Source organism: Nocardia panacis (genome assembly GCF_003598715.1).
GTDB lineage: Bacteria > Actinomycetota > Actinomycetes > Mycobacteriales > Mycobacteriaceae > Nocardia > Nocardia panacis.
In genome coordinates this window covers 247,366-265,287 of record NZ_QZFU01000019.1, presented here as the reverse complement: position 1 = coordinate 265,287, position 17,922 = coordinate 247,366, and the positions used below count along the sequence as shown (strand labels likewise).

18 protein-coding genes and 1 pseudogene are annotated in these 17,922 nt (G+C 61.5%); 11 read left to right on the top strand and 8 right to left on the bottom strand.

Going from position 1 to position 17,922, the window contains the following annotated elements:
• The first annotated feature begins 211 nt into the window (after positions 1–211).
• From D5S18_RS15960 to D5S18_RS15935, 6 genes are all read left to right on the top strand, one after another.
• Complete coding sequence (locus D5S18_RS15960) at positions 212–1,564, top strand: ammonium transporter (RefSeq protein WP_120041700.1); 1,353 nt, start codon at positions 212–214, stop codon at positions 1,562–1,564.
• Between the two features lie 5 nt (positions 1,565–1,569).
• Positions 1,570–1,908, top strand: coding sequence for a P-II family nitrogen regulator (locus tag D5S18_RS15955; RefSeq protein WP_120041698.1), 339 nt, complete (start codon positions 1,570–1,572; stop codon positions 1,906–1,908).
• Between the two features lie 84 nt (positions 1,909–1,992).
• A complete protein-coding gene (locus tag D5S18_RS15950; protein ID WP_120041696.1) occupies positions 1,993–4,413 on the top strand; it encodes a [protein-PII] uridylyltransferase in 2,421 nt (806 codons plus the stop codon).
• Positions 4,414–4,519: 106 nt separating this feature from the next.
• The gene (locus tag D5S18_RS15945) at positions 4,520–4,834 is read left to right on the top strand and encodes a hypothetical protein (protein ID WP_239003802.1); all 315 of its coding nucleotides are present in this window, start codon (positions 4,520–4,522) and stop codon (positions 4,832–4,834) included.
• A 151-nt stretch (positions 4,835–4,985) separates the two neighbouring features.
• Complete coding sequence (gene ffh, locus D5S18_RS15940) at positions 4,986–6,563, top strand: signal recognition particle protein (protein ID WP_120041694.1); 1,578 nt, start codon at positions 4,986–4,988, stop codon at positions 6,561–6,563.
• Between the two features lie 14 nt (positions 6,564–6,577).
• On the top strand, positions 6,578–8,062 hold the full coding sequence (locus D5S18_RS15935; protein ID WP_120041692.1) for a recombinase family protein: 1,485 nt from the start codon (positions 6,578–6,580) through the stop codon (positions 8,060–8,062).
• A 544-nt stretch (positions 8,063–8,606) separates the two neighbouring features.
• Here the strand turns inward: D5S18_RS15935 and D5S18_RS36590 are convergent.
• The 8 genes from D5S18_RS36590 to D5S18_RS15885 form a co-directional block, all read right to left on the bottom strand.
• Positions 8,607–8,813 carry an Acb2/Tad1 domain-containing protein gene (locus D5S18_RS36590; RefSeq protein WP_439651129.1) on the bottom strand — a complete coding sequence of 69 codons (207 nt, stop codon included), beginning with the start codon at positions 8,811–8,813 and terminating at the stop codon, positions 8,607–8,609.
• 2 nt (positions 8,814–8,815) lie between these two features.
• Entirely contained in the window at positions 8,816–9,010 is a 195-nt protein-coding gene (locus D5S18_RS36375) for an HNH endonuclease (protein ID WP_120041688.1), read from the bottom strand.
• A 96-nt stretch (positions 9,011–9,106) separates the two neighbouring features.
• The gene (locus D5S18_RS15920) at positions 9,107–9,943 is read right to left on the bottom strand and encodes a hypothetical protein (RefSeq protein WP_120041686.1); all 837 of its coding nucleotides are present in this window, start codon (positions 9,941–9,943) and stop codon (positions 9,107–9,109) included.
• Between the two features lie 76 nt (positions 9,944–10,019).
• Positions 10,020–10,355 (bottom strand): hypothetical protein, encoded by a 336-nt coding sequence (locus D5S18_RS15915; RefSeq protein ID WP_120041684.1) that lies wholly within the window; start codon positions 10,353–10,355, stop codon positions 10,020–10,022.
• Positions 10,356–10,368: 13 nt separating this feature from the next.
• A complete protein-coding gene (locus D5S18_RS15910; RefSeq protein WP_120041682.1) occupies positions 10,369–10,644 on the bottom strand; it encodes a hypothetical protein in 276 nt (91 codons plus the stop codon).
• A gap of 2,160 nt (positions 10,645–12,804) precedes the next feature.
• Positions 12,805–13,245 (bottom strand): BRO-N domain-containing protein, encoded by a 441-nt coding sequence (locus tag D5S18_RS15900; protein ID WP_120041678.1) that lies wholly within the window; start codon positions 13,243–13,245, stop codon positions 12,805–12,807.
• Between the two features lie 381 nt (positions 13,246–13,626).
• On the bottom strand, positions 13,627–13,905 hold the full coding sequence (locus D5S18_RS15895) for a hypothetical protein (RefSeq protein WP_120041676.1): 279 nt from the start codon (positions 13,903–13,905) through the stop codon (positions 13,627–13,629).
• A 375-nt stretch (positions 13,906–14,280) separates the two neighbouring features.
• Positions 14,281–14,658, bottom strand: a complete 378-nt coding sequence (locus tag D5S18_RS15885; protein ID WP_120041672.1) for a hypothetical protein — start codon at positions 14,656–14,658, stop codon at positions 14,281–14,283.
• Positions 14,659–14,894: 236 nt separating this feature from the next.
• Between D5S18_RS15885 and D5S18_RS15880 the strand changes: the two genes are divergently transcribed.
• The 5 genes and pseudogenes from D5S18_RS15880 (at position 14,895) to D5S18_RS15865 (ending at position 17,896) form a co-directional block, all read left to right on the top strand.
• Positions 14,895–15,239, top strand: coding sequence for a hypothetical protein (locus tag D5S18_RS15880; protein WP_239003801.1), 345 nt, complete (start codon positions 14,895–14,897; stop codon positions 15,237–15,239).
• Positions 15,220–15,756, top strand: coding sequence for a DUF6879 family protein (locus tag D5S18_RS15875; protein ID WP_120041670.1), 537 nt, complete (start codon positions 15,220–15,222; stop codon positions 15,754–15,756). Before D5S18_RS15880 ends, D5S18_RS15875 begins: the two co-directional genes overlap by 20 nt.
• Positions 15,696–15,944, top strand: a pseudogene (locus tag D5S18_RS35715) (helix-turn-helix domain-containing protein); the annotation flags it as partial. The gene D5S18_RS15875 and the pseudogene D5S18_RS35715, both read left to right, overlap by 61 nt.
• A 105-nt stretch (positions 15,945–16,049) precedes the next feature.
• A complete protein-coding gene (locus D5S18_RS35710; protein ID WP_239003848.1) occupies positions 16,050–16,595 on the top strand; it encodes a DUF5753 domain-containing protein in 546 nt (181 codons plus the stop codon).
• Positions 16,596–16,822: 227 nt separating this feature from the next.
• A complete protein-coding gene (locus D5S18_RS15865) occupies positions 16,823–17,896 on the top strand; it encodes an amidohydrolase family protein (protein WP_120041666.1) in 1,074 nt (357 codons plus the stop codon).
• The last annotated feature ends 26 nt before the right edge of the window (positions 17,897–17,922 follow it).

The window sequence follows — 17,922 nt, the reverse complement described above, 5'->3', positions numbered from 1 at the left end:
AAACATTCGGTGCGCGTCGCGAAACGTGATAGCAACACAACGACGTAATGCGTTCACGCATGCGAAACACCGCACTATCGCGGATGAAACACCTACTGAGGACCCTTCTGTGCAGGTCCATTCGCCGTTTTCCGGCGGGGCCAGAGATGAGGAGGATTTTGAGGTGGCATTTCCCCTTACCGGTGCACCGAACACCGGTGACACCGCGTGGATGCTGGCGAGTTCGGCACTCGTCCTGCTGATGACGCCGGGCCTGGCGTTCTTCTACGGCGGCATGGTACGCGCCAAGAACGTGCTCAATATGATCATGATGAGCATCGGCGCGATGGGGCTGATCGGCGTGCTCTGGTCGCTGTTCGGATTCTCGATGGCCTTCGGCGACAACAAGTTGGGCCTGATCGGCAATCCGGCGCAGTTCTTCGGCCTCAAGGGATTGATCGGCCCGAACTCCGCCGACGCGGTCAAGGACGCGGCGGGAAATGTCACCACGCAGGCGGTGAATATCCCCCTTTCGGGCACCATTCCGATGACGGTCTTCGTGGCATTCCAATTGATGTTCGCGATCATCACCGTCGCCCTCATCTCCGGCGCCGTAGCCGACCGGTTGAAGTTCGGCGCGTGGCTGCTGTTCGCCGGGATTTGGGCCACGGTCGTGTATTTCCCGGTGGCGCACTGGGTTTTCGATTTCGACGTGAAGGATCCCGAGGGCAACCTGGTCCATGCGGGCGGCTGGATCGCCAATCATCTCGAGGCCATCGACTTCGCGGGCGGCACCGCGGTGCATATCAACGCGGGCGCCGCGGGTCTGGCTTTGGTGCTGGTGCTCGGCAAGCGCAAGGGTTGGCCGAAAACGCCGTTCCGGCCGCACAATCTGCCGTTCGTGATGTTGGGCGCGGGCCTGCTGTGGTTCGGCTGGTTCGGGTTCAACGCGGGTTCGGCGGTGAGTGCCAACGGTGCGGCCGGTTCCACCTTCATCACCACCACGTTCGCGACCTGCGCCGCCATGCTCGGCTGGCTGCTGGTGGAGCGGATGCGCGACGGCAAGGCCACTTCACTGGGCGCGGCCTCGGGCATCGTGGCGGGTCTGGTCGCCATCACCCCGTCGTGTTCGTCGGTGAATGTGTTGGGCGCGTTGGCGATCGGCGCGGTCGCGGGTGTCGCCTGCGCGCTGGCCGTCGGTCTGAAGTTCCGCTTCGGCTTCGATGATTCGCTCGACGTGGTGGGTGTGCACCTGGTCGGCGGAATCGTCGGCACCCTGATGGTCGGACTGTTCCTGACTCCGGAATCACCGGCCGCGAGGTCGGGCCTGTTCGCCAACACCAAGGGCCTGTTCTACGGCGGCGGTTTCGACCAGCTGTGGCGGCAGGCGGTGGGAGCCGCGGCGGTGCTCGTCTTCTCCTTCGTCGCGGCATTGATCATCGCGCTCATCGTGAAGTTCACGATTGGGCTGCGGGCCGGTGACGAGGCCGAATCGGTGGGCATGGACGAATCCGAGCACGCCGAGACGGCATACGATTTGGCTGCTGTGGGTAGCACGGCACGTACCGCCGTCAAGGAGGCATGACCGCAATGAAACTGATCACCGCAATCGTCAAACCGTTCACCCTGGAGGACGTGAAGACCGGGCTGGAGCAGGCGGGCGTGTTGGGCATGACCGTCAGCGAGGTGCAGGGCTACGGTCGCCAGAAGGGTCATACCGAGGTGTACCGGGGCGCGGAGTATTCGGTGGATTTCGTGCCGAAGGTCCGGGTCGAGGTGGTCGTGGACGATGCCTCCGTCGACAAGGTGGTCGAGGTGATCGTGGAGGCGTCGCGCACCGGCAAGATCGGCGACGGCAAGGTGTGGGTCACGCCGGTGGAGACGATCGTGCGGGTCCGCACCGGCGAGCGTGGCACCGACGCACTGTAGGCGGGCCGATGCAGCAGAGGGGCGGCCCCGCTCCCGCCGGAACGTCGGCGGGGCGGGGCCGCCTGCATTGATGGGTGGTGGGTTGTGGCAGGCAAGGCGTACGAACCGGCCGGTGGCGCGGCCGATCTGATCAAGGCGCGCGACCAGTTGCTGGAGGGCGGGCAGCCGCGGCATCCGCGGCTGGACGCCGCCGCACTGCGGCAGGCGCTGGTCGACCTGTATGAGCTGTGGCTCACGGGCAAGGGCGCGGAACTGGGCATCACCCGCGACAGCGGACTGGCGGTGGTCGCGGTCGGCGGACTGGGTCGCCGCGAGATGCTGCCGTATTCCGATCTGGATCTGGTGCTGCTGCACGACGATGTGGCGCCGAAACGGGTGGCCGAGGTGGCCGATCGGCTGTGGTATCCGCTGTGGGACGCCCACATCAAACTCGACCACAGTGTGCGCACCGTGGCGCAGGCGGTGCGGGTGGCCTCCGAGGATATGGTCGCGGCGCTCGGCATGCTCGAGGCCAGACATATCGTCGGCGACGAGGAGTTGAGCAATCTGCTCATCGGCGGGGTGCGGCGCGAGTGGCGCACCGGAATCCGTTCCCGCTTCGACGAATTGGTGGCGCAGGCGCAGGCGCGCTGGCAGCGCAGCGGGGCCATCGCGCATCGGGCCGAACCCGATCTGAAGAACGGGCGCGGCGGGCTGCGGGATATCCAACTGCTCGACGCGCTGGCCATCGCCCAGTTGACCGATGCCATGCCGGGTCTGGGTCCCGAGGTGCCCGGCGGTGGTTTGAACCAAGCCCGTCAACGTTTGCTGGATGTTCGCACCGAACTGCATCGGGTTGCCGGACGAGCCAGGGACCAGGTGCGCGCTCAGGATGCCGACGAGATCGGCGCGGCACTGCGCCTGGGTGACCGCTTCGATCTGGCCCGCACCCTCAGCGATTGCGCCCGCACCGTCGGCTACTCCGTCGACGTCGGTCTGCGCACCGCCGCCAACGCGCTGCCCCGGCGGGGTTTGGCCCGGTTGCGTCGGATGCCGGTGCGTCGCCCGCTCGACGAGGGGGTGGTGGAGCACGCGGGTGAGGTGGTGCTGGCCAGGGATGCCCGCCCGCAGCGCGATCCCGGCCTGGTGCTGCGGGTGGCCGCGGCCTCCGCGCAGACCGGGCTGCCGATGTCGGCCACCACCCTCAACCGCCTCGCCGAGGACGCTCCCGAACTGCGCGAGCCGTGGCCGCGCGAGGCGCTCAACGACCTGCTGGTGCTGCTCGGCGCGGGTCGCGGTGTCATCGATGCCGTCGAGGCGCTGGACCGAACGGGCCTGTGGGGCAGGCTGCTTCCGGAATGGGGTGCGGTGCGCGACCTGCCGCCGCGCGATGCCACCCACACCTGGACCGTGGATCGCCACCTGATGGAGACCGTCGCCTACGCGAGCACCCTCAGCACCAGGGTGGCCCGTCCCGACCTGCTGCTGCTCGGCGCGCTGCTGCACGATATCGGCAAGGGCCGGGCGGGTGATCACAGCGAGGTCGGCGCGGAACTGGCCACCCATATCGGGCGCAGGCTGGGACTGTGGCCCTCCGATGTGCGAACACTGGCCGCGATCGTCCGCCACCACCTGTTGCTCCCGGATACCGCGACCCGTCGCGACCTCGCCGATCCGGACACCGTGCGCTACGTGGTCGACGCGCTCGACGGCGATCCGCAACTGCTGGAATTGCTGCACACCCTGGCCGAGGCGGATTCGCTGGCCACCGGTCCCGGTGTCTGGGGTGACTGGAAGGCATCGCTGCTCGGCGATCTGGTGCGCCGCTGCAGGCTGGTGCTGGCGGGCGCGCCGCTGCCGATGCCGGAGGAGATCGATCCGGAGTTGGTGGCCAAGGCCAAGGCCGGCGGTGTGCATGTCGAACTGCGGCCCGGCGCGGGCAAATACCTGTACACGGTGACCGTCGTCGCGCCGGACGCGCCCGGTCTGCTCTCCGAGGCCGCCGGTGTGCTGGCCTTGCATTCACTGCGGGTGCTGTCGGCGACCTTGGGTTCGGAAGGGGATTCGGCGATCAACACCTTCGTCGTCGCGCCGAGATTCGGCGATCCGCCGGATCCCGGTCTGCTGCGTCAGGAACTCATCCGAGCCATCGCCGGGGACTTGCCTCTGCCCGCACTGCTGGCCAAACGGGAGCGCGAGGCGTTGGGGGCCAAGCCGAGTCCGTACGCGCAGGCCCGCCCGGTGGTGCTGTGGACCGAGACCGCGATTGCGGGACAGGTTGTCCTGGAACTGCGCGCCGAGGACCGGATCGGACTGCTCAGCCGGTTGGCCGCCGCCATCGCCGGATGCGGAGCCGATGTGCTGTGGGCGCGGGTGGTCACCATCGGCGCCGCCGTGGTCGACGTGTTCTGCCTCGACCTCGGCGCGGATCACGGACCCCGGCGGCGTGCCGCGCTCGAACAGGCCCTGCTCGAGGTGGTGCCGCAGCCCGCACCCAAACTCCCGCAGCCCGAGCCGGGTCGGTAGCCGACCCGTTGCACGTAATTTGCTGGAACGCCACTCGATCCCGACTCGAGCCCCTTAGTATCAACAGCGTCTGGCTATCGCTCGCGAGTATGAGGGGAGCAGGTCGGTGGCAATCGAGGTGATCTCGGCATCGATGATGACGAGCGACGAGACGACCCACATGGCACGCTGCGTCGGGGGTGATCGCTGGGTCGTCTCCTGGTTACCGGGCCGCACGCTGACAGGTCGGCAAGCCGTCACCGCCATGACCATCGCCACCACCCTTGCGGGCTCGCCGAATCCCACCACCACAGAATGGGCCGTCCTCGACGATCTGGCCCTGGAACTCGGCCTGACCGCCCGCGAGGCGATCTTCATGGTGGCCAGGGAGAACCACGACTACCGCAAGACCGCCAAACCTCGCCGCCGCGGCATCGAATAGCGCAAATCCGCACGGCCCCGGCCGCATTTCCCGCCCGATTCGCACACGGCGCTCCGCGTGGCCACCCGCATCGCGCACCGCGTGCGCGCGCATCAGGGTGATCCCATTACCCTGGAGTGGTTGACGTCCCCCGAGATCAGGAGCGCGATCGGTGTTCGAATCCCTGTCCGACCGGCTTACCGGTGCCCTCAAGGATCTGCGTGGTAAGGGGCGTCTGTCACCGGCCGATATCGACGCCACCTGCCGCGAGATCCGACTCGCCCTGCTCGAGGCCGATGTCGCCCTGCCCGTGGTGCGCGGTTTCATCACCCGAATCAAGGAGCGCGCCAAAGGTTCCGAGGTGTCGGCCGCGCTCAATCCGGCCCAGCAGGTCGTCAAGATCGTCAACGAGGAACTGGTCGGCATCCTCGGCGGCGAGACCCGCAGGCTCAATCTGGCCAAGACGCCGCCGACGGTCGTCATGCTCGCCGGTCTGCAAGGCGCGGGTAAGACCACCCTCGCGGGCAAACTCGCGAAATGGCTGAAGGGTCAGGGGCATCAGCCTCTGCTGGTGGCCTGCGACCTGCAGCGGCCCGGTGCGGTCACCCAGTTGCAGGTGGTCGGCGAGCGCGCGGGTGTGCCCGTTTTCGCGCCGCATCCCGGCACCTCGGTCGGCGGCGGGGAGAATCCGCTCGGCATCTCCGCGGCCGATCCGGTCGCGGTGGCGCGGGCCGGTATCGAAGAGGCCGAGCGCAAACAGTACGACGTGGTCATCGTCGACACCGCCGGTCGCCTCGGCATCGATGCCGAGTTGATGGCGCAGGCCGCGGGCATCCGCGATGCGGTCCAGCCCGATGAGACCCTCTTCGTCCTCGACGCCATGATCGGCCAGGACGCGGTGAGCACCGCCGAGGCGTTCCGCGACGGCGTCGGCTTCACCGGCGTGGTCCTCACCAAACTCGACGGCGACGCGCGCGGCGGCGCGGCCCTGAGCGTGCGCCAGGTCACCGGCGTGCCGATCCTGTTCGCCTCCACCGGCGAGAAGCTCGAGGATTTCGACGTCTTCCATCCCGACCGGATGGCGAGCCGCATCCTCGGTATGGGCGATGTGCTCACCCTGATCGAGCAGGCCGAACAGGTCTACGACGCGCAGCAGGCCGAGGAGGCCGCCCGCAAGATCGGCAGCGGCGAGCTCACCCTCGAGGACTTCCTGGACCAGATGCTGGCCATCCGCAAGATGGGTCCCATCGGCAACCTGCTCGGCATGCTGCCGGGCGCGGGCCAGATGAAAGATATGTTGGCCCAGGTCGACGATAAGCAACTCGACCGTGTCCAGGCCATCATCCGGGGCATGACGCCCGCCGAGCGCGAGAACCCCAAGATCATCAACGCTTCCCGCAGGCTGCGCATCGCGAACGGTTCGGGCGTGCAGGTCTCCGAGGTGAACCAGCTGGTGGACCGCTTCTTCGACGCCAAGAAGATGATGGCGATGATGGGCCGCCAGATGGGTCTGCCCGGCGCGAATCGCCGTTCGAACAAGAAGGGCAAGAAAGGCAAGAAGGGCGGCCGCGGACCCACCCAGCCCAAGGTGCGCGGCGGTTTCCCCGGCCTGCCCGGCGGTATGCCCATGCCGCCCGGCATGCCCGACCTGTCGAATATGCCCGCCGGACTCAACGAATTGCCGCCGGGCCTGGAGGGTTTCGACCTGTCGAAACTGGTCAACCGTAACCAGCCCAAGAAGGGCAGTTGACCTGGAGGTAAGGCATGACAGCGGGGTCTAAAAAGGTCCTCGGCCGACTGCGGCTGTCCCGCTCAACCGAAGAATCCACTTCGCTGGAACGCCAGCGAGAAATCATCCAACAATGGGCCGACACGCAAGGTCACACGGTCATCGGCTGGGCCGAAGACCTTGACGTGTCCCGGTCTGTGGACCCGTTCGTCACCCCTGGGTTGGGTCCTTGGTTCAAGCCTGAACACCTACACGAGTGGGACATCGTTGCGTGCTGGAGGCTGGACAGGCTAGCCACCGGCTCCATCTACCTGAACAAGGTCATGGCCTGGTGCTTCGAGTACGAAAAGACCTTGGTCTCTGTGACCGAGAATTTCGACCTGAGCACCTGGGTAGGTCGATTGATAGCCAACGTCATTGCAGGCGTCGCAGAGGGTGAACTAGAGGCAATTAAAGAACGGACCAGAGGCTCACGTAAGAAGCTGGTCACTGATGGCCGCTGGTTCGGAGGCAAACCGACGTACGGGTACCGCGCAGTGCGCTCGGGTGACGGGTGGTGTCTGGAACCCGACCCGGAGTCTGCGCCTGTTCTACGCAGGATTGTGGATAAGGCGATTGCAGGGGAGACGGCTCTCGCGATTGCACGGCAGCTAACCGAGGAGGGGGTACTTTCTCCGTCCGACTTCATTCGGCACCGGCGCTGCGAGCCTACCAAGGGAACCAAATGGAGTCCTTCAACGCTCCTTGATATGCTGAAGTCGAAATCAATTCTGGGGCAAGTCATCCACAATGGGAATATCGTTCGTGACAGTTCGGGGCAACCGGTGCAGGTTGGACCCCCGCTTATCTCGGCTGAGAATTTTTCCAGGTTGCAGGCTGCGTTGGCGCAGCGTGCGATAGTGCAGGTAAACAAACGGATTGATGCCTCGCCGTTGCTTGGCGTGCTTGTGTGCGGTGTTTGCGGAAGCAATCTTATGTACCAGCGTCAACACGACAAACGCAACGGGAACACTCGTAGATACTACCGGTGTGAGAAACAGTGCACTCAGCAGTTACGGGCCGGTGAGGTAGAAGAAATGGTACACACCGAGTTTATTGAACAGTTGGGCGATATCGAGGTTTTGGAGCGGGTTTATGTTCCTGCCGAGAACCATCAGGTTGAACTAGAGCAAGCTAACCAGGCTCTCGACGAACTTATGGCACTGGTTCCTACAGTGAATAGTCAAAGCGGTAGGCAACGGCTCACGAAGCAGATTGCGGCTATCGACGCACAGATTCAGGAACTCGAACAGTTGCCGATGTCGGAGGCGCGTTGGGAGTATCGACCTACAGGCAAGACGTATGCGGAGATCTGGGCCGAATCGGACACCCAAGGGCGGCGGCAGTTGCTTGTGAAGTCGGGAATCAAGCTCAGTGCAAAACTTGAAGGGCGCTCGCGAGGGCAGGGTGGGGCGTTCTATGGGAATTTGATGATTCCGGGTGACATCCTTTCGCGGATGAACGGAGGGAGCCAGAAATAAAATACCTATGCCGACCTGTACCTGATCACTGAAGGCGCTAAGTGGACCAAGATTACGAGTGATCTAGTTGTTCTTCGGCAAGGCAGTCTTACGGGCTTACTGAATCCCCTAAGCCTAGGCTAAGCCCCCGGTTTCGACCGGGGGCTTACTCGTATCCTAGGCATCCATCGGTGACCGGGCTACCTCGCCACCGCTCCTAGCGATCATGCGAGCCGTGAACTCATCCAAGGGAGTCGGAGGTGTCTCCCGTTTCGGAGCCTCCAACTCCTCAATACGCCCCAAGACATCCACCAAAGTCTTAGCGATACCGGCAACCGAGTAATCCGGTGCCGACGACATGCGTTTGGTTAGGTTGTCTCGGATGCTTTGAAGCCGTTTCAGTCGGTCGGTCATTTGCAAGAACTCTCCTATGCTCTCAGGGTGCACGCGAGGAAACGCGAATGCCCTGGTTGCGGTTTTTCTCTAGAAATGATCGGGGGGATATTTCCCGTATGCCCTGAGGCTGACTTTCCGGCCCAGGGGGAGGGGTAACCCCCCCAGGGTATCAACCCTGGCGAGCGATTCCCGCGTTAGCCCAGAACATGGCCTCTTCTACCTTGGTGATTGCTAGCGCTTTTTCTCGACCCTCCGGGACTAGGGCTGTGATTGCCTCTGCGAGGTCTCTGCACGCGGCGCGGGTTAGTACGTGCGCGGAAAGTGTAAAGTCATTTGAGGGCTCGTGGTAGTTAAACCGGTCATCGAGATCAGACATGTTCACCATTCCCGTGTAGTCGGAATCAGATCGGCTTGAGTGTTGGCTCGATTGCCTCGCCTGGAGTTACAGCGTCTATGCGCTGCTCTTAGCTCTCCGAGCAATGCCCCGCCTCTGGAGCGGGGCTCGATATGATCAGCGGTGAAGCTCATAGCTTCGGTGTAGGGCAATTCCAGATCGATTGGTTGTTTGCATATCCAACATTTATCGGTTGTTGCTGCTTAAGCGTTTGGTGGCTATCTGGTAGGCCCGGCTATCGAGACCGGGCCTTTTGCTCGCACTCACCGGGTGCCTTAGTGTCCTTCAACCAGACTGCCGTCTTCGGCATCTACCCATGTCTCCCTGATGCCCATTACTCCGGCTCCCATGTGGACATTTTCATACTTGACGATCTTTTGGGGTCGTGCGTAACTCCGGTATTTCTGTGGCGAGTCGATAGCCGATACCTCGATACCGGCCGCGAGCAGCGCGCCCCATCGGCCGGTACGACCGCCCGTATCCCATGCAGCCCACATGGCACGACGTTCTTTACCAACTCCGTCGGTGGGACACACGAGACCAATCAGGGAACCCTGATGGGTATCCAGGCGAGCACCTGTCAACCACGCGGCGGCCCGCAAACCATTCAGGTTCTTGTCGAGTTCCTGAGCGGCTTCCGGGGCTTTGAGCCATGCCATTCGCGCCTCATCGGGCGCGTTGATCAGGGACTCGGCGGTAGTCTCGACGTCCACCTGTTCGGTTAGAGAACGGAATCGCTGAAGATTCAGAGCGAACGCTGCCGCTACCCGTTTCAGGTTCTCGTCGGCAGTCTTGCGGTACTCCAGAATCAAAGCACCGGCGACCCGCGTGCGAACCTCACCGTTGATCACTGCCTCAGCCGGTGCTGTCGAACCACCTGCTATTCCTGCGGCCTTGGCCATAGCGAGGCCATACCGTAGGTTGAGTTCCAATTCGTCGGAGCCACTGAGCACTGCGTCGCAAAGGTCGTCGATAACCGAAGACTGCCGGTACAAGTACGCTTCGTATCGGGACTCGATTTCAAGCCATTTCTTGCTCAGTACGCCACCGTTGGCGGCTACAGTCCGCGCCGCTTCGGTGTGGGTGGCGAGAAGTTCTGTTCCATCCTGCATGTATTTCTCCTTCGAAATGTCGAAATGGCCGCGATTCGCTCCCGGCCGATTGTCGATATCGGTACTGAACGATGGGTTAGCTTGCCCATTCCTTGAAATCGTGGTTGAGGCTTCCCGGCCCGGCCGGGCGCATCGTCAACGCGCTCTTGGCGTCCTGATACCGTCGCATAGCTTCCAAGAGTTCTTGCCGCGAGGTGTCGGCGGCGGCTGCCGCTTGCTTGTCCGCGAGCTTTTCGAGATCCTGCGAATTAGTATGATTCCGGGTTCCGTGACCCGCATCATTCAGAGCATCCAGTAGTGCTTGACACAGATGATCGGTAGACACCGGGCAGTAATACCACGGACGGTTGTTTTCATCGGTATCGGCCTCGGGCCGGTTGAGCCCTTCCATCAACATACGCTTGATATCCATCTCGTGACTCCTTTCAGTATCGGGTGCTGTTCGCCGCTCGGGTAAGAATTTCGACCAGCGGATCGCTCGGGCGGATATCCGCTTCACGGGTCATGCCCTGAGACGGGTCCGGCTCGAGTGCCCTCGGTCTGCGCACTGCTTTGACCGCTGCGGCGATAGCCTCGGCGCGCGCCTCGACGGTGCCGGTAAGACATTCGGCGCGGATACCGAACGCCTCTGACAGCATCAACTCTTCAAGCTTTTGTTCCGCTTCCGCGGCTCGCCGAGTCGCAGCCTCTAGGTCATCCATTGTTGATCCGTTTCCTTTCCGTGCATCAAAAAGACCGCCTAGCGTCCACGCTGGCGGCCTAAAACCGGTTTGGGATAAATTCGTTCCCTATCCGTCCAGAGTTTCGCGCTCACGGCGCAGGGCTTCAGCCGCTCTCCGTCGATGCCTGTAGACACGTTCGGCTACGCACTTGCGGCATTCCCGCCGCCCCCGGGTGTAGCGGCTGATGGATGTTTCGGGGTGATCGTTGCGGCACACGGAACAACTCCTTTCGTTAGGTACACGACAACCAGGAAAAATAAAAGCCCCAGCACCGACGTGCTGAGGAAGGAGAAGTACTCACTATATTCGAGCCAACTGTTGAACAGTTGGGGTTGGATGGCTAATCGGTAACGTCAAGCCAAGAACAATGGAATAGCTACCATCATGATAGATGCTATCGCTTTACTATGACCATAATATTATCCAGAGACATTATTACCTGTCTTATGTATGGCCGCCTCAAGGCGGCCTAATCTGTATTGACTAGATATATTTCATTGGAAGTTTCATCGGAAGCCCTCAAGGGGCTTCCTTGTGTGTCTGTGTTCTAGAGAGCCCTTCAGGGGCTCTGGATGATGGTTCGGTCGATCGGTCGTAGCTCGGGTGCTTCGCACCCTCACTACTCCCTCTCTCCCTCACCTAGCTATTAGGTCTGATTTTTGGTCTCAGACCTCAGATTGTGATGTAGTTCACATATATCTCTTGGGCTATGTCGGGCTCCGGCGGTGGTAGGAGCGCCAGAGGGACCATCAAGGGCTACTCTGATCCATAGACATAGAACTCCTACGTCGTCCAACGACGGCGGTGTGTATTAGTTGTTCCACGGGTCGATAGACGTCGGGTCTATCGCTTTGACTGGATGAATCTCGAACTTGTGTGAGTCGGTCCGTGACCGGCCCGAATAGCTGAGGACACCCTCAGTAATCAAGCGGTCAAGTGCTGGCTTGACCTGTGACTCGGGAATCCCAAGCCAGTTGGAGAGCTTGGGATGACCCTGTTTATGGTAAAGATATCTATCACCATTTGTCTTCTCACGAATCACGGATTCGTGCTTACTTGTCATTCGTTATTCCTAATCACCAACACGTGTTGGTGTAATGCCCAGGAACGTTCCTGGGCTAGCTCATAGGCCGGGCCACTACGGCCCGGCTTGGATAGTCTGGTTTCGAACACCATTACGTAGGTGTTCTCCCTGTCTCCGACGGCTACATAGAGGAAACGTCCGGAATATACCGGACACTTCCATCATCTCAGCGATCGGAGTATCCGGGATATCCGCTACACCCCTCCCTTGGGAGTGTCCAGTAAATCCCGGACACTTTCGACACCCCTCGCTAGTTCAACGGGACCTGCCTCGGGGTTGCCAATACGTAAGCTGTGCCACGCTCCCGAGACTTCCTGGGGAGCTTTACCAGGAACCCAGCGTCCACCAGCCTCTGAGCGTGCCCCGTCCAACGACCGTGATGCGATTCGGTTGCCTCGACAAGCTTCCGATCGGTGATCTCCACTCGGAATGTCTTGAGGTTCGCCCAATACCCGATCAGGGATGCGTAATGGCACGTTGCCAAGCCTTGACCGCCGAAGTGCTTCTCTATCTCCGCCACCCATGCCCGGATTGCGGCCATACCGTTGCCGGTGATAGGCGACGAGAAGGTCAGTGCGGGCGGATCGTAAAGGGATTCAAAAGGGTCAGCGTTTGTTGCGGTCATGGGTAGGTGCCTCCAGGGCAGCATTGATCTGGTTCCGTAGTTCGGCGAGTTCGTTTCGTTCCGTCAGTAGATATGCCGACGTGCCCTCGCGTGTGAGCTTGTGATATGCCGCTCGGTTGTTGTGGTCGTATCTGATTGAAACCCTTGGTCTGCGCATTTCCTCTCTCCTGATTTTACTAGCCCTGGGGTGATGTCAAATCGAACATCTGCGTCCATGGGAAGCAATTAAAATGTAGCAGCCAACTAGCTTTCGTCAACCCACGCTTAGGTCAACGACCTTCCGCTTAGCTCATCGTAAGCTTTCGCTTAGATGTGTTTGCGATGGTGATAGCGCTGACTCTCCGCATGAATAGATGCGGAAAATCATTGAATTTCCTTACCTCACCGACGCTAATGGTCGGCTAAGCATCACCTACGGTGCTTGGTTTCGTTAAGGATTAGCCTCCAGCTCCAGGCGCTTGGCCGTCTCCAGCTCGGCGCGCTCGTACTGGTCGGCAGCGGCTCTAAGCGCCTCGGCGTAGGTCTGTGGCACCGCGAGCTGTACTGCGTCGTAGCGGCCGGTCTTGCGGATGGCGGGCAAGATCTCGTCGGTAACCCAAGCCTGGAACCGCTCGGCCCCTGGAACGTTCGACCGCATGAGCAGCCGGTAGAGACCCGCCTCATTGATTGCAACCCGTTTTGGGTTCAGACCACTACCGCAATTCACGGTAGTGCGCTGAGCAGGCAAAACATGCTGAGTGACGGCTTCGTAGCCCTTCTTGAAGCCGAGGATGTCTGTCACGTCCTTAGCCACAAACCAGGGTTCGCCGTCCACCACCAGGGTTCGCACCTGCGCACCGTTGAACTCGAACGGCTGAATCTCGTTAGGCACCGCTTAGCCTCCTTGGGGCATTGTCAAGATTGACTCAAAAAGAAAAGCCACACGAAGCGGCTACGGAACAGAAACGGCATTTATCCGGCTCAGGATCAGGCTCGAAATGACCACCCGGGATAAATTCGTCCACACTCACGGCATCAACGCTCGAAACGATACATTGACATACCCCGAGGAGTGTTCGTCTGTCTGCGGGCCATTCAGAGGGATTCGAATACATTCCCGTGTTCATGGATTAGAGCGAGAGTCGAGCTATGCCGGAATCGCTCGGAATATGATGAGTTCCCTAATCTTAGCCTCGTATACAGAGAAACCCCCGGCTTACGCCAGGGGTCGTTTGTGGCCTCTAAGGAATCCGTATCGAGCAGCGACTACCCCTCACCGTCGCATCACTCCCATGAATTCGAGCCTCCTAAGGTACGAGTCCAGAGACCAGATGACCCGGCCGGCCTGGTCGGTCGTGGGCCACTGCCGCATGCCCGCTGTTTCGCGGTCGTCCACGATGCCAACCCCCGCCCACTCGCAAGGGTTGCCGAGCAAGTTGGAGTGCGGCGCAAGTCGCCCATCGATCACCGGCACGAAACCACGACTTGTGCACATCTGGTCACGGCACGGTGCCTCCACGATCACCGTGGCGTTCTCGGGATCGGTCTTCACGATGCCGCAGTGGGATGCGGTAATCCAAGGGCCACAATCACATTCACGCATCTATTCCACTCGCTTCCGGAGGGTAGTCGTCTGGGTAGTCCTCGAATTCGACTGTGGCGCTTCCGAAGTCGTCCTCAGGCTGCATAGGCCCGAACCGACGCGTGATCGGCGTCACGTTATCCATCGGAGGGGCTTGGATCTGCGTCCCGCCCGGATCTGGCACCAGAACAGGGACATCCAGGATCTCGAGGATTTCTGGGATCGACCCGTACGTGGGTTCCACGCGCCCTTGCGCGTCCACCAGCTCCCATCCGTGCGGCCACCTGTATCGGGGCCGCAGCACATAGCCTTTGGAGGCAGCGGCATCGATCGCCGCCCGCACGCTCACTGGCCAGTCCACAGCCGCCGCCCCGACTCGAACGACGCCCAGTAGTCGTGTCGTATCCGATCCCACAGCGCCGACAGGTCCGGATACATCTCCCTCGCACGGGCCAGATCGACCCCGGCACCGAAATCGACCGTCCGAGCGATACCGAGCGCGTCGGCTGACGGCTGCCTCCCCGGATCGGAATCCGCAGCACCCTCCGACGTGACCGCCACGAAGACCACGACCGGAGACCGATCCTCGAGTACCCAGAATCCGACGATATCGCCATCAGTGATGGACGCACATTGGAGATGATCTTTACCGTTTCGCCGCTTCAACCGGCGCAGCAGCGTGTAGACAAGATCGTCCGACTCAAGTATCGGAAGCGGCTGCACGGCATTCCTACTCGCAAGTCGTCTCCTGAACATCGGACCCCTGTAGTCGGTAGTTGGTGGGCACCCCGTGACCGGATGGCGTCACATGCCACGGGGGCCAACCCCAAGCTACGAACCGATCGTCAAGCCCGTCTATGACTATGCCAAACTATGCCGAAATCTGGGTTTTCCCTGGATCTTTCCCTGATTTATGAGCATCATGAGTGATGGTGCGAGCATACTTGCGCCTAACTCGAATGGGAGGCCAGATCATGCGGCTAAGGTTCCTGGGCAAGGGCGGATCGGGCGACGGGGACTGCCCGACGTTGTACGCCACCGACCAACAGACCTACCTTGTGCAAGGTTGGGAAACGAAAGAAGTTGGCACTGTGGAGATTCCGCATCTACTGACCGGATTCGCCGAACCGGACACGTTTATCGGTGCGGATATGGACGACACCGGCCGGGGCACCTTCCGGCTCGCTGGTCGGCCGGTGAACGAACCAGACGTAATCGCTCAACTCACCTTGGCGGACGACGAGGCCGCTATTGAGGTTCCGAAGAAACGGAGGACTTACTACGGTGGAGTTGATTCCAAATAACCCTTGGCCAGAACTGTTCCGGCAGGCCCGGAAATCAGCATTTCATCTCGAGGTCAAAGACGCTTACACTGTCCCGGCTGAATCGGAGCCGTTTCGGAGATTCCTTGCTGGAGAGCCGCAGCAGGAATACGGCAAACGGGCGTGGACAGGGCTAGTGGAAGAAACCGCAGCGCGCGGTGTAGCTGTGAGCAGGGTAAGGGTTGTCACTGTCCCACATAGCGACTATCATCGGTGGTTGTTTTCCATAACTGGAAGCAATATTGATGCCGGGGAAGACATTCGGTATCTGCCTAGGCATCTGATCGATTCATCGGAGGTGCCGATGGACGATTTCTGGATATTCGACAGCCAGAAAGTCGCATTCAATCTGGTTGACCAGTCCGGTACGCCTGCCGGTGCGGCGGTTACAGCAGATCCTCGAGTCACCGAATCGTGCCTTGCGGTGCAAGCTCGATTATGGCGCGATTCTATTCCATACCGAGAATATATTGCCCCGTCGGTGAACACCGCACAGTGACAAATTCGGTTCAACAACAGCAAGAGGCGCTTGGGGCGCGGCTCAGGGAGTTGCGCCTCAGTGCTGGACTCAGCGGGAGCGAGCTAGCCCGAAGGGCTGGCTGGCATCAAACCCGAGTCCCGAAAATCGAATACGGCAAGACTAAACCAACCGAGCCGGATATACGGCTGTGGTGTGAACTCACAGGCACGAAGGATCAAGTATCAGACTTGATCGCTACAGCGAGAAACATAGCATCCGCATACCTCGAATGGAGGCGTGTCCTTAATGCGGGGACCAAGCGCCGACAGCACATGTCGGTACAACTCGCTGAGAAAACAAAACTCATGCGTATTTATCAGCCAACGCTGATACCTGGAATCTTGCAGACAGCGGAGTATGCTCAAGCAATTCTGAAACGCTCAATTGAGCGCCATCGAATACCCGACGACTTGGAAGCCGGTGTAGCCAAGCGTTTGGAACGACAACAACTCTTGTACCGGGGGGATCGTCGGTTTCATATTCTCGTTGCAGAGCAGGCGTTATACACCACCGTTGGCGGTGATGGTGTCATGCTCGGACAGTTGGATCGACTACTTGCTGCTATCGGACTACCGCGCGTAAGTTTCGGTGTTGTTCCGTCGATCGCTGAACTACCGATGCAGATTACTAACTTTGTCATGTTCGATGACAAAAAGGTGATGGTGGAAACGCCGGCGGCGGAGCTGACCATTACGCAGCCGAGAGAGATCACGGTGTACGGCCAGACGTTCGATGCCCTCGCTGGACAGTCCGTCACCGGGGATGTTGCCCGGACATTGATCCGCCGCGCGCTCACGATCCGAATCCAAGCGGAGTAAGCAGTCCAGCCCGGCCACGGACGGAACCGCCCGAGAGTGCTTGTAGGCCCCGGCTCGTGCCGGGGCTTTTCGTTGGGGGTCGATATCGCTGCGGTCGGGGGGATCTGATCAGATGATGGGGGTAGTTGCTTGGAGGCAGGTATGGTAACAGTCAGCCGGTTTCGACCTGTCGAAACTGAAGTTCCCCAAGAACTGAGATTTCCGACGCGATTTCGAGTGAGGTAGCTGTGCGGCTGCGCGGTGTGGTGTTGCCCGACGACGAGGTGCGCGAACTGTGGGTGCGCGAGGGGGTGGTGTCCTTCGATCCGGTTCCCGACGCCGAAACACTCTGCGACACAGGCTGGGTCGTGCCCGGACTGGTCGACGCGCACTGCCATATCGGCATCCTCTACGGCGGGGGACACGAGGACGACACCGGCGCCGTCGTCCAGGCGGAGGTCGAGCGCGACGCCGGTGTGCTGCTGGTGCGCGACGCCGGTTCCCCCGTCGACACCCGTTTCCTCGACGCCCGACCCGACCTGCCGCGCATCATCAGGGCGGGCAGACACATCGCCCGCCCCAAGCGCTACATCCGCGACCTGCCGATCGAACTCGACGACGAGCGCGACCTGCCCGCGATGGTCGCCGAGCAGGCGCGCCGCGGCGATGGCTGGGTCAAACTGGTCGGCGACTGGATCGACCGCGAGGTCGGCGACCTGCGACCGCTCTGGAGCGACGCGATCCTCAAAGAGGCGATCGAGGCCGCGCACGCCGAGGGAGCCAGGGTCACCGCGCACGTCTTCGGCGAGCACGCGCTGCCCGGTCTGATCGACGCGGGCATCGACTGCCTCGAACACGGCACCGGACTCACCGAGGCGACCGTCGAATCGATGGTCGAACGCGGCACCGCCCTGGTCCCGACCCTGATCAATATCGACACCTTCCCCGAGATCGCCGACAGCGCGCGCCGATTCCCGGTCTACGCGGCGCATATGCGGGATCTGCACCGGCGCTCGCGCGCGACCGTCCGCATGGCCTACGAGGCGGGTGTGCCGATCTACGCGGGCACCGACGCGGGCGGCGGCATTCGGCACGGGCGCATCGCCGACGAGATCGCGGCCCTGCGCGGGGCCGGTCTGTCCGCGCACGACGCGCTCGGCGCGGCCTCCTGGGCGGCACGCGCCTGGCTCGGTCGACCCGGTATCGAGGCGGGTGCACCCGCGGATTTCGTCGTGTATCGGGCGGATCCGCGCGTCAACCTGGAGGTGCTCACCGATCCGGAGTACGTCGTGCTCGGCGGCGAGGTCGTGCGATCGCGCTGAAAGGATCTCGCCCCGAGCGAAAGCAT